The following is a 17,435-nucleotide window of genomic DNA, read 5'->3' as shown; positions in this document are numbered from 1 at the left end:
GCAAAAAAAGCCTCTTGCCCAAGACGGCAGCGCCGTCCGGAGAAAGAGGCTTTCGTAGCAAACGAATCGTTAATTACGCTTTGTAAGCGAGGCGCTGCTTGTGAGCTTCCTCGTACGCGGTGATTTTGTCCGCATGCTGCAGCGTCAGACCGATATCGTCAAGCCCTTGCAGCAGGAACTGGCGGCGGTGCTCGTCGATCGTGAAGCCGATCGAAAGACCGAAATCGTCGCTCAGCGTGTTTGTTTCCAGATCGACATGCAGCTTGTAGCCTTCATGCTGCGCCGTGCGCTGGAATAAATCCTCTACTTGCTCCTCCGACAGCTTGATCGGCAGGATGCTGTTTTTAAAGCAGTTGTTGTAGAAAATATCGGCAAACGACGGCGCGATGATGACGCGGAAGCCGAAATCCTGAATCGCCCACGGCGCATGCTCGCGGGACGAGCCGCAGCCGAAGTTGGCGCGGGAGATCAGTACGGACGCGCCTTGAAAGCGGTCCTGATTGAGCGGAAAGCTTTCGATGACGTTGCCCTGCTCATCCCATCTCCACTCGTAGAACAGGAATTGGCCAAAGCCCGTGCGCTCGATGCGCTTCAGAAATTGTTTAGGAATAATAGCGTCTGTATCTACATTCACGCGGTCCACGGGACCAACGAGACCGGTATGCTGTTTAAAAGCTTCCATAATAGGCGTTCTCCTTTACTCTCGCGTATTAAGCCTCTTGATAGGCTTTGAATTCCCAGCCGCGCACGTCGACGAAACGGCCTTCAATCGCCGCTGCCGCCGCCATTGCCGGAGACACCAGATGCGTACGTCCGCCGCGGCCTTGACGACCTTCGAAGTTACGGTTGGAGGTCGATGCGCAGCGTTGGCCCGGCTTCAACACGTCCGGATTCATCGCCAGACACATGCTGCAGCCCGCGTCGCGCCATTCGAAGCCCGCTTCGGTAAAGATTTTGTCCAGACCTTCTTTTTCGGCCTGAATTTTCACGCGTCCCGAGCCCGGTACAACGATTGCCGTTACATTTGAGTTGACCTTGTAACCGCTGGCTACCTTCGCAGCCGCGCGCAAGTCTTCAATCCGGCCGTTCGTGCAGGAGCCGATAAACACGTAGTCAACAGCCAGCTCGGTCATTGGCGTACCCGGCGTCAAATCCATATATTCAAGCGCTTTTTCAGCGGCTTTGCGTTCATTTTCCGTGGAGAAGCTTTGCGGATCAGGTACGAGCGCGTTGACGTTCGTGCCCATGCCCGGGCTGGTGCCCCAGGTCACTTGCGGAATGAGCGAATCGGCGTCGAATTCGACGACCCAATCATACGTTGCGCCTTCGTCGGTAACGAGCTGCTTCCACTCGGCTACCGCTGCGTCAAACGCTTCGCCTTGCGGTACGTATTCGCGGCCGCGCAAGTAGTTGAACGTCGTTTCGTCCGGTGCGATCAGACCGGCGCGCGCGCCGCCTTCGATCGACATGTTGCATACCGTCATGCGCTCTTCCATCGACAGGTTGCGAATCGCTTCGCCCGTATATTCGATCACATAGCCGGTTGCAAAGTCCGTGCCGTATTTGGCAATGACGCCAAGGATCAGGTCCTTCGCCGTTACGCCCGGATTCAGCTTGCCGTTGATGCGCACTTCCAGCGTTTTGGCTTTGGACTGCTGCAGCGTTTGCGTAGCCAGCACGTGCTCCACCTCGCTGGTGCCGATACCGAAGGCCAGCGCGCCGAATGCGCCGTGCGTCGATGTATGGCTGTCGCCGCAAACGATCGTTTTGCCCGGATGCGTCAAGCCCAGCTCAGGTCCCATAACGTGAACAACGCCTTGATCGATGCTGTCCAGATCAAACAGCGTCACGCCGAAATCACGGCAGTTTTGGGAAAGTGTGTCGATTTGCTGCTTAGAGATCGGGTCCGTAATATTGAAACGGTCCTTTGTCGGCACGTTGTGATCCATTGTCGCATACGTCAGATCAGGTCTGCGCACCTTGCGGTTGTTCAGGCGCAGGCCTTCGAACGCTTGCGGCGAAGTTACTTCGTGCACCAGATGCAGGTCGATATACAAGACGCTAGGCTTGCCTTCTTCCTGATGGATTACGTGATTGTCCCAAATTTTCTCAAACATCGTTTTTTTACTCACGTTTCGTCACCTCTTGTCATAAAATCCCCCGTGCTAAAGGAGCGTCCTCAAATCTCATATCCTCATCTTCGATACTAGCATGGATTCCTTGATTGTTCCAAGATATAATATCTATAACCTTCATAGGAAAATATAATAATGCGCCACAGGCGCTTTTGTCAAAGGAGATGCTTGCCACATGGAGCTGCGCCAGCTCGCTTACGCTATCCAAATCGCCGCCGAACGCAATTTTTCCCGGGCCGCGGAAAAGCTGCACATCGCTCAGCCTTCGCTTTCCCAACAATTATCCAAGCTGGAAAAGGAAATCGGCGTCCTCCTGTTTCAGCGCAGCACCAATTCGGTGGAGCTGACTCATGCCGGATCGCTTTTTGTCGAAAAAGCCCAGAGCATTCTCGACATGGTCGAGCAATTGAAAAAGGAAATGGAAGATATTTCGCAAATGAAAAAAGGCCGGCTCGTCGTCGGCAGCATGCCGATTACCGGCTCGACGATTTTGCCGTTTGTCGTACCGGCGTTTCAGGCCGCGTATCCTGAGATCGAAATCTCGCTCGTCGAAGAAACGTCGGCCAATCTGGAGCGTTTGACCAGCAGCGGCCAGACTGACGTTAGTCTGCTATCGCTTCCTTTATTTGAAGATTCGCTCGTTTACGAAACGCTGCTGGAGGAAGAAATCGTGCTCGCCGTCCCGCCCGCGCACCCGCTGGCAACGCGCACGTCGCCGGTCGACCTCGCCGAGCTGGGACATGAACGGTTCATTGCGCTGAAAAAAGGCCAAGGCTTCCGCAAGCTGACGCTGGAGCTGTGCCAGCAAGCGGGCATTACGCCGGAAATCGTCTTCGAGTCGAGCAACATGGAAACCGTGCAGTCGCTCGTTGCCGCCGGGATGGGTATCGCCTTCGTGCCGTATCTGATTTCGAGGCGCAGCTTCAGCGAGCTGGCCCCCGTCCACGTGCCGCTGCAGGGCCGACCCGTGCGCAAGCTCGTCATTGCCAGCCGGCGCGGCCGCTACATTTCCAAGGCGGCGGAAGCGTTCATTTCGACGATGAAGCGCGTCGTCAGCGAAATTCATTGAGGCGCTTGGCATGCGGCGGGGTTGACGGGTTGACGAGTTGACGGTTCGCGGCCATTCACTTCCGCCCACCCATTTTTAATCCTCAGCTGCGTATTCAGCCAACATTGACGGTTTTTGTCATGGTTATAAGATACATTGAAGTTAAACGCTTGGCGTCTGTAGCAGGCGGTTGACCCGGAAAGGAGCATGTAGCAATGAAAAAAGCGCAGCGGCTGATCGAATTGATGCTCGCGATCAATGAGCGCCGCCGGTTTACGATCAAGGAAATGGCCGACGCCTTTGGCGTGTCGGAGCGCACGATGCATCGCGATTTGCAGGAGCTGTGCGATTTGGGCATGCCGCTGTACACCGAGTTCGGCCCGCACGGCGGCTATCGGCTGCTGCACAAGCGGATGCTGCCGCCGATCTTGTTCGCCGAGCAGGAGGCGGTGGCGATGTTTTTCGCCTTTCAGTCCTTGCAATATTACGCTTCGCTGCCGTTCGAGGCAGAAACGGCGTCGGCGCTGAACAAGTTTTATCATTACTTGCCGGACGACGCCAAGCTGACCATCAACGCGCTCAAGGAGCGCGTCGCGTTCTGGTCGCCGCAGCGCACAGCCGGCTCGCCGTTTTTGCAGCAGCTGCTGGAGGCAGCTTTGGCGCAGCGCCCGGTGCGCATCGTCTACGCCTCGTCCGGTGGCGACAGCGAGCGCACGGTGCAGCCGATCGGCATCTACAGCAGCGGCGGACGCTGGTACGTCCCGGCGTATTGCTTCAGCCGGGACAAGGCGCTGCTGTTTCGCGCCGATCGCGTGCTGGCGCTGGCCGAGGCCGGCACGGAGGAAGCCGCGCGCGATTTGCGCGGCTGGACCATCGCCGGCTGGCTCGCCGGGCAGCTGCCCGCCGAAGGCGCGGGCGGCGCGGAGCGCCAGAGCGGCGAAGCCACAGCGGCGGCGGGCACGGCCAGCGGCGGCGGTGCAGGCGCGGCGGCGGACGCAGCCGGGGCGGCGCGGGCGCACGGCGCGACTGTCGCCGCGCTCTCCATCGCAGACGCCGCTAGGCCGCCGTCCGCACCGCACGCAACGCCGCACAGCGGCGACGCGCTCGCGGACGCGCCACCGCTGGCAGCACGCGACGCAGCTCCGCCTGCCGTGCTGCCGCTGCGCGTGCGGCTGAGCCGCGAGGGCATGCGCCGCTGCGCCGACATGCCCGGCTTCGCCGCAGGGCTTGCCGCCTCCGACGACGGCAGCGGCGGCGTGCTTTCAGCCGAGATGGCTCCCGGCAACGTTCCGTATTTCGGCCGCATCTTTCTCGGCATGCACACCGACGCCATCGTCGAACAGCCGGCCGAGCTCGTCGCCTGGATCCGCGAGCGGCTGCAAGCGCTGCAGGCGGCCTACGGCAGCTGATAATCGAAACGTGAGCCGCGTCATCCGCGAAGCCGGTAACGCAGGGCTCAGCAGCCGCCTAACGAATGGCCCAACTATGACATGAATTGGCAAGGATAGTCGCTATAATCAAGACGAATCTTGATTCTATGGAGGCTGATCAAATGAACCATGACCCATATGTATCCCCCGATCTGCAAGGAACCGTTGCGCTCGTCACCGGCTCAAGCCGCGGCGGCGGACGCGGCATTGCCCGCGTGCTCGGTCAGGCCGGCGCGACCGTGTACATCACCGGCCGCTCGTCGCGCGCACATGGCGCCACAGACGATTGGGGCACCATCGAACAGACGGCCGAGGAGGTTGCCGCCCGCGGCGGCATCGGCATCCCGGTGCGCTGCGACCACACCGACGACGCGGCTGTAGCCGCGTTGTATGAGCGCATCGGCCGCGAGCAGAACGGACGGCTCGACCTTGTCGTCAACAACGCCTGGGGTGGCTACGAAAACTATTTCGACGCCCCGTTCCAGGCCGTCTTCTGGGAACAGCCGATGACGCGCTGGGACGGCATGTTCACTGCCGGACTGCGCGCGCAGATGCTGTCCAGCCGCGCAGCCATGAAGCTGCTGCTGCCGCAAAAAAGCGGGCTGATCATCAACACCGGCGTGTTCATAGACCTCGGGGGCGGTTACCACGGCAATGTGTTCTACGACACGGTGAAGCGCGCCGTCGTCCATATGACCTATGGAATGGCGCAAAACTTGTCCGCTGCCGACGCCGGAGTAACGGCGCTGGCGCTCGCCCCCGGCTGGATGCGCACGGAGGCTGTATGCAGCGCCTTCAACGTCAGTCAGGAGGGCGACGACTGGACGAAGGTTGCGGATCTGGCGACAACGGAGTCCGTCGAATACATCGGCCGGGCCATTGCCGCGCTTGCCGCTGATCCCGCCGTCGGCCGCTGGGCCGGACAGCTGCTCGAAGCCGGAGATGCCGCCCGCGAATACGGATTCACCGACACGGATGGGCGGCTTGTGCCACCGTTCAGAATTACATAAGCATGCGTACCCCAGCCCCGCAGCGCATGCGACCATTGTCTGACAGCCGTCGTATGACCCGCATCGCGCTCCGGGAATCGCACGCGGTGCGCAAAGTGAAAGGCGATGATGCGCCATTGTCCGTTTACGAGCAGCCAATCGATTTGCAGCTTGGCCGCCACAGCGACGGGCGGTAAGGCGCGAATGCCGCTGCGGCGACCAACGCAAATATCCCCCGCGCGCTCTCCATACGGAAAAGCGCCGGGGGATGCTTTTTTTCATCAAAACCTAGAAATGAAGCTTGCTTTCAATAAACGCCTTGAGCTCGCTGATCGGCATGCGCGTTTGCTCCATCGTGTCGCGGTCGCGCACGGTCACTTGGCCGTCGGCTTCCGACTCGAAATCGTACGTGATGCAAAACGGCGTACCGATCTCGTCGTGGCGGCGGTATCTTTTGCCAATCGAACCGGCATCGTCGTAATCGACCATGAAATGCTTGGCCAAATCGGCGAAAATTTGCTGCGCGCCTTCGGCCAGCTTTTTGGACAGCGGGAACACAGCAGCCTTGATCGGCGCCAGCGCCGGATGGAAATGCAGCACCGTGCGGCTGTCGTCGCCTTCGAGCTGCTGCTCCTCGAACGCGTCAATGAGCAGCGCCAGCGTCACGCGGTCTGCGCCCAGCGAAGGCTCGATGCAATACGGAATATAGCGCTCATTCGTTTCCTGATCGATGTAGTTGAAATCCTCACCGGAATGCTCCATATGCTGCTTGAGGTCGAAATCCGTACGGTCGGCAATGCCCCAGAGCTCGCCCCAGCCGAACGGGAATTTGTATTCGATGTCCGTCGTCGCATTGGAATAATGCGACAGCTCGTCGTCGGAATGGTCGCGCAGGCGCAAATTGTCGGCCTTGGCCCCCAGCGACAGCAGCCAGTTGTGGCAGAACGAGCGCCAATATTCGAACCATTTCATATCCTCGCCCGGCTTGCAGAAAAATTCCAGCTCCATTTGCTCGAATTCGCGCGTACGGAAGGTAAAGTTGCCCGGCGTAATTTCGTTCCGGAAGCTTTTGCCGATTTGGCCGATGCCGAACGGCAGCTTTTTGCGCATCGTGCGCTGTACGTTTTTAAAGTTGACGAAAATCCCCTGTGCCGTCTCTGGACGCAAGTACACCGTGTTCGCGCTCGACTCGGTAACGCCCTGGAACGTTTTGAACATCAGGTTGAACTGGCGAATGTCGGTGAAATCCTTGCTGCCGCAGTCCGGGCAAGCGATGTCGTGCTCCTTGATCAGCTTCTCCATATCGGCGAAGGAAAGGCCGTCGACGATCATCTCGATATCCTTCTCGGCGAGCTTGCCTTCAATCAGCTTGTCCGCGCGATGACGGGCTTTACATTGCTTGCAGTCGATCATCGGATCGTTGAAGTTGCCAACGTGGCCGGAAGCGACCCATGCCTGCGGATTCATCAGAATCGCGGCGTCGAGACCGACGTTAAACGGCGATTCCTGAATAAATTTGCGCCACCAGGCGCGTTTGATGTTATTTTTCAGCTCAACGCCCAAGGGACCGTAATCCCACGTATTGGCCAGACCTCCGTACACCTCCGAGCCCGGAAATACGAACCCTCTGTGCTTGGCCAGCGCAACCACTTGCTCCATTGTTACTGCCATACCTTCCATCTCTCCTTCGAAAAAATGTGCCGGTCCTCCAGACCGTCTTCGCCTGATTCCGGCAAGCAAAAAAGCTCCCGTCCAAAGGCGTCAAATACGCCTAGGGACGAGAGCTTGCAGCACCCGCGGTTCCACCCTAATTGACGCGCCGCCGTCGGGCGCATCCGCTTTGTTTCGCAAAAAAAGCTCCGGACCGCCTTTTCCCTGATCCCTGCCGCCGGGCTTGCACTGTCCCCGACTCGCTGCGCGCAAAGGTTGTTCAAGTACTATTTGTCCATCAACGCTTGTATCATGCAATTGGTTCCAGTTTACAAAACAAATCGCAAAAAATCAAATGGTTTCATACAGCTTCGGCCGGCGGTCCTCGAAGATCGGAATTTTCCGCCGCACGGCAGCGACCTCGCTTAAATCAATCGTCGCTTGCAAAATCGCTTCGGTCTCGTCGCCTTCGACCAATACCTCGCCCCACGGGTTTACGACCATCGAATGTCCGAAAAAGTCCGTTGCACCGCTCGTGCCGACCCGGTTGCACGCCACGACATACATCTGGTTCTCGATCGCGCGCGCCTGCAGCAGCGTCCGCCAATGATGCAGACGCGGATGCGGCCATTCCGCAGGCACAAATACGATATGTGCGCCGTCCAGCGCCAGCTTGCGCGACAGCTCGGGAAAGCGGATATCGTAGCAAATCATCGCGCCCGCTCCTGTGCCCTCCAGCTCGAAGCGGCCGACGCGGTCGCCTTCGGTCAAATATTTCTCTTCGTCCATCAAGCGGAACAGGTGGATTTTCGAATAGTCGGCAATCTCCCGGCCCTCGCGGTCAAAGACGTAAATCGTGTTGCGCACCGCCTCGCCGCGCTTGTCGGCAATCGAGCCTGCGACGATGTTCACCGCATGGCGGCGGGCAAACTCGCCGATAAACGCCTTCGTCCGCGCTCCTTCACGGTCGGCCAGCTCGTGGATGCGATCCAGCGCATAGCCCGTATTCCACATTTCCGGCAGCACGATCACATCCGGCTTGCGCTCGGTCTGCACTGCCTGCTCCAGCAGCCCGGCCAGCCTGGCATAGTTGCTATCCGGCTCGCCGATGGCAATGTCCATCTGCACCAGCGATATCGTCAAAAGTTGCTCTGTCATCTTCCTGTATTCCCTTCTCCCGTGCGGGTTTCGCTTGCTTACCAGTGTAGACGATTCCCGGCGGTTATTCAATGACTTCCGCGTTACGGACGATACAGCTTCGACTGGCCGCGCGCGATGCTGAGCGTCTGCCAATCTTCGCCCGCCAGATGCTTGCCCAAGTAAACGATCTGCCCGACATGGTAGGCATAATGCGAGACCTGACGCTGAATCGCTTTGATCACCGTATGCGCTTCGCCGCGAATCGTCACCGTGCGCAGCAGGTCGCCGGGACCAAGCGGTTCTAGCGCGCCGAACAGCACGCTCCAGCCTTCCTCCCACAGCTTCAGCAGCTCTTCGCGCGTCAAGTCGCGCGGTTCGAACTCCCCGTCGCGATTGCGGTCCGGCTTCTCGCCGTCCGTGGTCAGAAAATCGCGCCAGCGCGACAGCATGTTGCCGTGCACGTGCTGAATGATAATCGCCAGCGAATTCGATTCGGCATCGGGCGCGAGAAAAAACTGCGCATCGCCCAATTGCTGCATCGCCCCGTCGGCCAGCTTTTTCATACTTCTAAATGTTTGAATCGTATCCTCCAGAAATACCGCGCCAATTTGCTCCATGTCGCTCATGCGGCTCCACACCTTTCGTTGTCTGATAATTCCAACTTTACGGCATCTTTCAGCTTTTGCCTAATCGAAGTTCTGTATGAGCGCGATAACGAAATTTTGTAAGCGGCTTCCAGCTGTGGCGGTGCGTTGTGCAGCGATGGGTAGCTAGCAAAGCTCTGCGGACGACCGGACGACCGGACGGCCGCTGTCGAACCCGTGCCGGCATGCCAGGCGGGGGAACTGTTTTTTTCGCATAAAAAAAGACCTGCAGACGGGTCCACAGGCCTTCCGTTTGACACTTATGTATGTGTCGTGCTGACACGCGGTTACGCGCGCGATTTTGCTGCGCTTACATACAAGAAGATAGCGCTAAGGATGTGCATGATCATGCCGACGAAAGGAATCCAGGCGACAAGCGAGGTCACGATACCGAGAATCGATCCGTAACGCGATTGGCCTTCGTTAGCCGAAATAATGAGCGTGACGATGTGCAGCACCAGCATAATGGCCAGCGGTACGTACCAAAAGCCCATAACGATCAGACCGCCAAGTACGGGAATTCCCAGCAGCAGCTCCAGCGATCCGGTTACCCATTTCAATGTGCGCGATGTAGACATTTCCTCTTTCCCCCATTTCGTAAAATGTATTTCGACTATAGCATACGCCACCAAGAATAGCTACACAATTCGTGTAATTTTGTCAAGTTTTGCGAAAATTCGCTGCCCGCCGCTCCTTGCGCGCCTATACATCGCTTCGCGATCATGGTACATTATTCACATTGCAGAGTTGCAAAAATTATGTTCGATTCGGAGTGTGAATCTGCTTGATGGAAGCTCAAACGAATACATCCGTGCCTTTTACCATACAGCCCGCCGCCCGCATGGAGGGCCTGCCGACGCAGTTTTTTGCCAATCTTGTGCGCAAGGCCAATGCGCAAATTCAGGCCGGTCACGATGTTATCAATCTCGGCCAGGGCAACCCCGACCGTCCGACTCCGCCGCATATCGTCGCGTCGCTGCAGGAAGCGGCTGCCAACCCGCTGTATCACAAGTATCCGCCGTTCAGCGGCTTTCCGTTCCTGAAGCAAGCGGTCGCCCAGCGCTACAAGGAAGATTACGGCGTCGAGCTTGACCCGGAAACCGAAGTGGCGATTTTGTTCGGGGGCAAAACCGGACTGATCGAGATCAGCCAATGCCTGCTCAATCCCGGCGACTTATGTCTCGTTCCCGATCCCGGCTACCCGGATTACTGGTCCGGCGTCGCGCTGGCCGGCGCGCAAATGGCGTTCATGCCGCTGTCGGAGCATAACGGCTTCCTGCCGGATTACTCGGCGCTGCGTCCCGTTGACGTCGAGCGGGCCAAGCTGATGTTCATCAACTATCCGAACAATCCGACGGCAGCGACGGCGCCTGCTGCTTTTTATGAAGACACGGTCGCATTTGCCGCCAAGCGCGGCATTGTGGTTGCCAGCGATTTTGCCTATGGAGCGATTGGCTTCGACGGCCAGCAGCCGGTCAGCTTTCTGCAAACGCCGGGAGCCAAGGAAGTCGGCGTCGAGTTTTATACATTGTCCAAAACGTACAACATGGCCGGCTGGCGCGTCGGCTTTGCGCTGGGCAACAAAGAGATCGTCCGCTTGATCAATCTGATTCAGGATCATTATTATTGCTCGCTGTTCGGCGGCATTCAAGCAGCGGCTGCAGCGGCGCTCACCGGGCCTCAAGATAACGTTGCCGAGCTGCGCGACGTCTATGAGAGCCGACGCAACGTGCTGTTCAGCGAGCTGGCTGGCATCGGCTGGTTGGCCCGGCCTTCGCAGGGCTCGTTTTTCGCTTGGCTGCCGGTGCCCAAGGGCCACACGTCGGAGAGCTTGTCCGACCTGCTGCTGCGCGAAGCCCATGTCGTCGTCGCGCCGGGCATCGGCTTCGGCACGCATGGCGAAGGGTACGTCCGCCTCGGTCTGCTCTCGTCCGAAGAACGCCTGACCGAAGCGGTGCAGCGTATCGGGCGGCTCGGCCTGTTCGGCTGAAGACGCTTGACGGACGGTCGCTCGCGGCTGACGCGATCCGGCGATTGGGGCTGACGCAAAAAAGCGTCCCCGGCAGGACAACCGGCTGCTTTACAAGCGCTTGTCCGCCGTGCTATTCTATATAGAAATATCAACGTATTGATGGGAATAGTAGGAATCGCTATCGCGCCATCCAGAGATCAGGCTCCCCGGGTGCAAGAGCTTGAAGCGCAGCGTTTTCGAACCCGCCCCTGAACGGTCAACGACGAGTTGAACAGCGCCCGCTGTTATCGGGTCATCCAAGTTGGATGCGTCATGCATCAATGTAAGGTGGTACCGCGGAAGCGTCAGACTTTCGTCCTTATTTTCAGGGCGAGAGTCTTTTTTATTTAAACGGATAAGGATGGGATTGTACCTATGTCAGCGCAGCACAAAATCGTCGTCAAAATCGGCAGCAGCTCGTTAACCTCGGAAAACGGCGGCCTCAATCCGCAGCAAATTCGCTTCTTCGCCTCTGAAATCGCCAGGCTGAAGGCCGACGGCAGCCAAGTGCTGCTCGTCACCTCCGGCGCCGTCGCAGCCGGCTTCGGCCCGCTCGGCTACAGCTCGCGCCCCAAGCTGCTGCATGAAAAGCAGGCTTCGGCCGCGCTTGGCCAAGCGCTTTTGATGCAGGCCTATCAGGAGGCGTTCGGCGCGCACGGCATCGGCGCAGCGCAGCTGCTGCTCACGCGCTCCGATTTCTCGAACCGCAAGCGCGTCGGCAATGCGCTCATGACCGTCGACGAGCTGCTGCGGCGCGGCGCGGTGCCGATCATCAACGAAAACGATACCGTCTCGGTCGATGAGCTGAAATTCGGCGACAACGACACCTTATCCGCGCTTGTCGCCAATCTGGTGAAAGCCGGACGCTTGATCATCATCACCGATATGGACGGCCTCTACACCGACGATCCGCGCAAAAACGCCGATGCCCGGCGCATCGAACGCGTCGAAGCGATCAACGACGAACTGTACTCCTTCGCCGGCGGCTCGGGCAGCGCGGTCGGCACCGGCGGCATGCGCTCCAAGGTGGAAGCCGCGCGGATTGCGATGCGCGGAGGCGTGCCGGTGTTCGTCGGGCGCGTGACCGAGCCCGGCGATTTGCAGCTGGCCGTTGCCGGAAGCGGCAAAGGCACGTATTTCGAGACGACGCTGGCCAACCTGTCGATGAAGAAGCAATGGGTCGGCTTCCACTCGCTGCCCCAGGGGCGGATCGTGGTCGACCGCGGCGCGGAAGAAGCGCTGCTCGCCGGCGGCAAAAGCCTGCTGCCGGCCGGCATCGTCGAGGTCGAAGGCGAGTTTCATCCCGGCGACGTCGTCGAGGTCGTCGAGCTGGACCGGCGGGCGATCGGGCGCGGCGTCGTCAATTACGCCTCATGGCAGCTCAAAGCCGCCGCCGGGCTCAGCACCGAAGAGGTGCAAAAGCGCGTCGAAGTGACGCGCATCGAAGTCATTCACCGCGACGAGTGGGTGCCGCTCAAGTAGCGGCGTTGACGTACCCTGCTCGCCGCTTGCTAAAGCCCGTCATCGCAGCCGGCGTCGCCTTGATCTGATTTTTCCAATATGGAGGTATGAACCGATGAGTGAAGTAATCGATAAAACGAAGCTGGCCAAGGAAGCTGCGCGCACGATGGCCAGCCGCACCACCGCGCAGAAGAACGATGCGCTGCTCTTGATGGCCGACGCGCTGCTGGCGCGCCAGGACGAGATCATGGCCGCCAATGAACGCGACATCGCCCGCGGCCGGGAAACCGGATTAAGCGAATCGCTGCTGGACCGGCTCGCGCTTAATCCCAAACGGATTGAAGCGATGGCCGAAGGCTTGCGGCAAATCGTCAGCCTGCCCGATCCGGTCGGCGATACGCTCGACACCGCCGAACGCCCGAACGGCCTGCGCATCGAGAAAATCCGCGTGCCGCTCGGCGTGATCGGCATCATCTACGAGGCCCGGCCGAACGTCACCGTCGACGCCGCCGGGCTGTGCCTCAAGACCGGCAACGCCGTTGTGCTGCGCGGCGGCTCCTCCGCCCTGCACTCCAACGAAACGATCGTGCAGGTGCTGCGCGCGGCGCTTGCACAATCGGCGCTGCCGGCCGAAGCGCTGCAGCTCATTCTCAGCTCCGACCGCTCCTCGGTCGACGAAATGCTCAAGCTGACCGGGCTGATCGATGTGCTCATTCCGCGCGGCGGCCATTCGCTGATTCAGAACGTGGTCAGCAATGCCAAGGTGCCGGTCATTGAAACGGGAGCCGGCATCTGCCATACTTTTATCGATGAAACCGCCCTGTACGACATGGCCCGCAGCATCGCGATCAACGCCAAAGCGCAGCGGCCATCCGTCTGCAACTCGATGGAGACGCTGCTTGTGCATGAAGCTTTCGCTGCGGCGCATCTGCCGGCGCTCGCCGATGCCTTCTACGGCGTCAATGTCGAGCTGCGCGGCGACGAACGCGCCCGCGCGCTCGTTCCGGCGATGAAAGCGGCCGCGGCCGAGGATTGGGCGACGGAGTACAACGATTATATTTTGAACGTGAAGGTCGTTAGCAATCTGGACGAAGCCCTTGATCATATCCGCGCCTACAGCACGATGCATTCGGAATGCATCGTGACCGAAAACGCCGACCATGCCGCCCGTTTTCTCCAGGATGTCGACGCCGCCGCGGTATATCACAACGCCTCAACCCGCTTTACCGACGGCTTCGAGTTCGGCTACGGCGCAGAAATCGGCATCAGCACGCAAAAGCTGCACGCTCGCGGGCCGATGGGCCTGCCGGCGCTCACCTCCACTAAATTCCGCGTGTACGGCAGCGGACAAATTCGCGAATAACCGCGTCGCCAGACGCACTATCCATATGTGGCCTGTAGGCCGGGAGGTATTTTGAAGCCATGACCCTATCTGCATTATCTCAAGCGCGGATCGTGTTTGTCGGCGCAGGCTCGATGGCGGAAGCGATTTTCCGCGGTCTGGTCGAGCGGCGCATCGCCAACCCGCAGAACCTGTACGTCACCAACCGCTCCGATTCCGACAAGCTCGCCCGCATCCAAAACGAATATGGCGTGAACGTCACGAACGATCCGCTGGACCGCGAAGCGTTCATCCGCGAAGCCGACGTCGTTGTGCTCTGCATGAAGCCCAAGGATGTCGAAAGTGCCTTTGCCGAGCTGGCCCCGCTGCTCCGCCAAGGGCAGCTGCTCGTCTCGGTGATTGCCGGCCTGTCGACAGCCAAAGCGGCGGCGCTGCTGAACACCGACCTGCCGATCGTCCGCACGATGCCCAACACATCGAGCACCATCGGCCTGGGCGCTACCGGCATCAGCTTTTCGCCGAACGTCACGGAAGCGGGACGCAAGCTGGCCGTCGACATGTTTGAAGCCGTCGGCATCGTCAGCGTCGTAGACGAATCCAAGCTCGACCTTGTGACCGGCGTATCCGGCAGCGGTCCGGCTTACGTCTACTACTTCATGGAAGCCATGACCAAAGCGGCCGTTGAAGGCGGATTGAGCGAGGAAGACGCGCGCAAGCTGACGCTGCAAACCGTTCTCGGCGCAGCGCACATGGTCGAAACGACGCAGGAGGACCCGGCCGAGCTGCGGCGCAAGGTGACTTCGCCGAACGGCTCGACGCAAGCGGCGATTGAAACGCTGGACCGCCATCAGTTTTGCGAGGGCATTGTCCGCGCCGTATTCCGCTCCGCTGAGCGGGCCAAAGAAATGGGCGAGCAAATCGCCGCACCCAGCGCGAAATAAATCGCAGTTCCTATAAAGCAGGTGAAAAAATCCGATGAATTCATATTGTTTGGCAACCTATCGCTGCTATGACGAAAAAGCCGATTTCGCAAAAAAAGCGACCGGCATCGCCGTCGGCTTGACCGTCGGCAGCTGGACCGAGCTGCCTGAGGCACAAAAAGCGCAAATGGAAAAGCATCTGGGCAAGGTCGTCGACATCGACGTCCACGAACCCGCGAACGGAGAGCCGGCTTCGGCCCGTTACGCCGACATCCGCATCGCTTATCCGGATGTGAACTACAGCCGCGACCTGCCGGCGCTGCTTGTCACCGTATTCGGCAAGCTGTCGATGGACGGCCGAATCAAGCTGCTCGACCTGTCGTTCTCGCCCGCGTTCCTCTCCGGCTTTGCCGGTCCGAAATTCGGCATGAACGGCGTGCGCAACCTGCTGGGCGTGCACGACCGGCCGCTGCTGATGAGCATTTTCAAATCCGTGGTCGGCTACGAGCTGCCGGCGCTGCGCGAGCAGTTTTATTTGCAAGCCGCCGGCGGCGTCGATTTGATCAAGGACGATGAAATTTTGTTCGAAAATCCGCTGACGCCGCTGGAGCGCCGCATTGAGGTATGCCTGTCGGCAGCCGAAGAAGCGCGCGCGCGCACCGGACAAAAGCTGCTGTACGCCGTCAACCTCACGGGACCGACCTTCGGCTTGCCGGAGCAAGCGCGCAAGGCGATCCGCGCCGGCGTGAACGCGCTCTTGTTCAACGTGCTCGCTTACGGCTTCGACGCGCTGCACGCGCTGAGCGCCGACCCCGAGATCAACGTGCCGATTATGGCCCATCCGGCAATGGCCGGCGCCTTCTACCCGTCGCCGCATTACGGCATTGCCGCTCCGCTCCTGCTCGGCAAGCTGATGCGCCTCGCCGGCGCCGATCTCGTCTTGTTCCCGTCGCCGTATGGCTCTGTCGTCATGCCGCGCGAGGAAAATCTCGCCATCAAGCACGCGCTGCTGACCGACCGGGCAGCCGACTACGTGTATGGCGATTATGACGCCGACGTCAACGCGCCCAAGCTGGCCGCCAGCTTTCCGGTGCCGTCCGCGGGCATCCATCCCGGCCTCGTGCCGCTCATCCTCCGCGATTTCGGCGGCGATGTCGTCGTCAATGCCGGTGGCGGCATTCACGGCCATCCGCTCGGCACGATTGCCGGCGGGCAGGCGTTCCGCCAAGCGATTGATGCCACGTTGCAGGGCATGACGCTGCAGGATTACGCGCTTGGCCATCCCGAGCTGCAAGCGGCAATCGATGCTTGGGGGGTCAGGGCGTAATGGACAAGAAGCGCATCGTTTTTTGCGATTTCGACGGTACAATTACGCAAAACGACAACATCGTCGCGATCATGAAGCATTTCAATCCGCCGGGCTGGGAGGAGCTGGTGCAGCAGCTAATGGACGGCAAGCTGTCGATCCGCCAGACCGTCGGCCGGATGTTTGCGATGCTGCCAACGTCGCGGCAGGCGGAAATCGTCGATTACGCGATTCATAACGCCACAATCCGCAGCGGCTTCGGCGCATTCGTCGACTACTGCAAGGAGCGCGAGATTACGCTGCTTGTCACGAGCGGCGGGATCGACTTTTTCATCTACCCGCTGCTTGCACCGTTCCCGATTCCCCGCGAGCATATCTACAGCAACGCCAGCTCATTTGCCGGCGATACGATTGAGATTTTGTGGCCAAACGGCTGCGACGAGCACTGCGATAACGACTGCGGCATGTGCAAAACGACGATTATTCGCTCTTACGATCCGGCGCGTTACCACCGCATCCTGATCGGCGACAGCGTGACTGATTTTGCCGGCGCCAAGCTCGTTGACACCGTGTTTGCCCGCTCGCACCTGATCGGGCTGTGCGAGGAGCTGGAGCTGCCGTTCTACCCGTTTGAAACGTTCTACGACGTTATGAAGCATTTGGAGGCGATGGACAAGCATGAAACTGACATTGGAGGATAAGCAGCGGGCGTTCGCCGAGCTTGCCGCCGTGAAGGCCGGCTTGGCAGCCAAGGGCTGGTTCCCGGCAACGAGCGGCAACCTGTCGGTGCGCGTCGGCGAATTCGATCCGCAGGCGTTTACGTTTGCGATTACCGCGAGCGGCAAGGACAAATCCGTGCAGACGCCGGAGGATTTCCTGCTCGTCAACGAGTCGGGGCAGCCGACAGATGACACGAAGCTCAAGCCTTCGGCCGAAACGTTGATTCACTGCGAGATTTACCGGCTGACCGGGGCGGGCGCGATTTTCCACGTACATACGGTGTTCAACAACCTGGCGTCCGAGCTGTTCTGGGAGCGCGGCAGCATTCCCGTCGAAGGCGTCGAGCTGATCAAGGCATTTAACATTTGGGACGAGGATGCGTTGATCGACATTCCGATTCTACCGAACTACGCCGACATTCCGCGCATCGCCGAGCTGGTCGAGGGCGTGCTGACGCCGCGCATTCCCGGCATCGTGCTGCGCAAGCACGGCATTTACGCCTGGGGCGCCAACGCGTTTGAAGCGAAGCGTCATCTGGAGGCGTTTGAGTTTTTGTTCGAATACGTCTGCCGCTGGCATGAGCTGAAGGCACGCGGCTAAGCGCCTGAATGAACCTACTACAAGTACAAGCTTTTGCCG

The 17,435-nt window shown here is 59.5% G+C and carries 16 protein-coding genes; 10 read left to right on the top strand and 6 right to left on the bottom strand.

The features are described 5' to 3' along the window. Positions 1-73: 73 nt before the first annotated feature. Both leuD and leuC read right to left on the bottom strand, forming a co-directional pair. A complete protein-coding gene (gene leuD / locus B5M42_RS15865) occupies positions 74-682 on the bottom strand; it encodes a 3-isopropylmalate dehydratase small subunit (protein WP_134750289.1) in 609 nt (202 codons plus the stop codon). 28 nt (positions 683-710) lie between these two features. Then, positions 711-2,117 (bottom strand): 3-isopropylmalate dehydratase large subunit, encoded by a 1,407-nt coding sequence (leuC, locus tag B5M42_RS15860; protein WP_134750473.1) that lies wholly within the window; start codon positions 2,115-2,117, stop codon positions 711-713. A gap of 193 nt (positions 2,118-2,310) precedes the next feature. Here leuC and B5M42_RS15855 point away from each other — a divergent pair, with 193 nt between their 5' ends. From B5M42_RS15855 to B5M42_RS15845, 3 genes are all read left to right on the top strand, one after another. Beyond that, complete coding sequence (locus B5M42_RS15855; protein WP_134750287.1) at positions 2,311-3,204, top strand: LysR family transcriptional regulator; 894 nt, start codon at positions 2,311-2,313, stop codon at positions 3,202-3,204. Between the two features lie 194 nt (positions 3,205-3,398). Continuing rightward, positions 3,399-4,592 carry a helix-turn-helix transcriptional regulator gene (locus tag B5M42_RS15850; RefSeq protein WP_134750286.1) on the top strand — a complete coding sequence of 398 codons (1,194 nt, stop codon included), beginning with the start codon at positions 3,399-3,401 and terminating at the stop codon, positions 4,590-4,592. A 143-nt stretch (positions 4,593-4,735) separates the two neighbouring features. After that, on the top strand, positions 4,736-5,623 hold the full coding sequence (locus tag B5M42_RS15845) for an SDR family NAD(P)-dependent oxidoreductase (RefSeq protein ID WP_209280657.1): 888 nt from the start codon (positions 4,736-4,738) through the stop codon (positions 5,621-5,623). Positions 5,624-5,890: 267 nt separating this feature from the next. On the opposite strand, the gene B5M42_RS15840 is transcribed toward B5M42_RS15845, so the two are convergent. The 4 genes from B5M42_RS15840 to B5M42_RS15825 form a co-directional block, all read right to left on the bottom strand. After that, positions 5,891-7,273, bottom strand: coding sequence for a glycine--tRNA ligase (locus tag B5M42_RS15840; protein WP_134750282.1), 1,383 nt, complete (start codon positions 7,271-7,273; stop codon positions 5,891-5,893). A 330-nt stretch (positions 7,274-7,603) separates the two neighbouring features. After that, a complete protein-coding gene (locus tag B5M42_RS15835; protein ID WP_134750280.1) occupies positions 7,604-8,410 on the bottom strand; it encodes a carbon-nitrogen family hydrolase in 807 nt (268 codons plus the stop codon). Positions 8,411-8,493: 83 nt separating this feature from the next. After that, positions 8,494-9,018 carry a DUF1572 family protein gene (locus tag B5M42_RS15830; protein ID WP_134750278.1) on the bottom strand — a complete coding sequence of 175 codons (525 nt, stop codon included), beginning with the start codon at positions 9,016-9,018 and terminating at the stop codon, positions 8,494-8,496. Between the two features lie 305 nt (positions 9,019-9,323). Further along, positions 9,324-9,614, bottom strand: coding sequence for a hypothetical protein (locus tag B5M42_RS15825; RefSeq protein ID WP_134750276.1), 291 nt, complete (start codon positions 9,612-9,614; stop codon positions 9,324-9,326). A gap of 209 nt (positions 9,615-9,823) precedes the next feature. Between B5M42_RS15825 and B5M42_RS15820 the strand changes: the two genes are divergently transcribed. The 7 genes from B5M42_RS15820 to mtnB all read left to right on the top strand — a co-directional run bounded on the left by B5M42_RS15820 (position 9,824) and on the right by mtnB (position 17,396). Further along, positions 9,824-11,026 carry a pyridoxal phosphate-dependent aminotransferase gene (locus B5M42_RS15820; RefSeq protein WP_134750274.1) on the top strand — a complete coding sequence of 401 codons (1,203 nt, stop codon included), beginning with the start codon at positions 9,824-9,826 and terminating at the stop codon, positions 11,024-11,026. Between the two features lie 396 nt (positions 11,027-11,422). Continuing rightward, positions 11,423-12,529: a glutamate 5-kinase gene (gene proB / locus B5M42_RS15815; protein WP_134750272.1), complete on the top strand. Its 1,107-nt coding sequence runs from the start codon at positions 11,423-11,425 to the stop codon at positions 12,527-12,529. 94 nt (positions 12,530-12,623) lie between these two features. After that, positions 12,624-13,871: a glutamate-5-semialdehyde dehydrogenase gene (locus tag B5M42_RS15810; protein ID WP_134750270.1), complete on the top strand. Its 1,248-nt coding sequence runs from the start codon at positions 12,624-12,626 to the stop codon at positions 13,869-13,871. A gap of 59 nt (positions 13,872-13,930) precedes the next feature. Continuing rightward, positions 13,931-14,791: a pyrroline-5-carboxylate reductase gene (gene proC, locus B5M42_RS15805; RefSeq protein WP_134750268.1), complete on the top strand. Its 861-nt coding sequence runs from the start codon at positions 13,931-13,933 to the stop codon at positions 14,789-14,791. 34 nt (positions 14,792-14,825) lie between these two features. Continuing rightward, positions 14,826-16,097: a 2,3-diketo-5-methylthiopentyl-1-phosphate enolase gene (locus B5M42_RS15800; protein ID WP_134750266.1), complete on the top strand. Its 1,272-nt coding sequence runs from the start codon at positions 14,826-14,828 to the stop codon at positions 16,095-16,097. Beyond that, on the top strand, positions 16,097-16,777 hold the full coding sequence (locus tag B5M42_RS15795) for a 2-hydroxy-3-keto-5-methylthiopentenyl-1-phosphate phosphatase (RefSeq protein WP_134750264.1): 681 nt from the start codon (positions 16,097-16,099) through the stop codon (positions 16,775-16,777). Before B5M42_RS15800 ends, B5M42_RS15795 begins: the two co-directional genes overlap by 1 nt. Continuing rightward, positions 16,755-17,396 (top strand): methylthioribulose 1-phosphate dehydratase, encoded by a 642-nt coding sequence (gene mtnB / locus B5M42_RS15790; protein ID WP_134750262.1) that lies wholly within the window; start codon positions 16,755-16,757, stop codon positions 17,394-17,396. The genes B5M42_RS15795 and mtnB overlap by 23 nt, the downstream gene beginning before the upstream one ends. Positions 17,397-17,435 lie beyond the last annotated feature (39 nt).

The sequence above is a fragment of the Paenibacillus athensensis genome, from assembly GCF_004514475.2.
Lineage (GTDB): Bacteria > Bacillota > Bacilli > Paenibacillales > NBRC-103111 > Paenibacillus_AL > Paenibacillus_AL athensensis.
The sequence above is the reverse complement of the archived record's forward strand: the minus strand, read 5'-3'. Positions and strand labels throughout refer to the sequence as shown.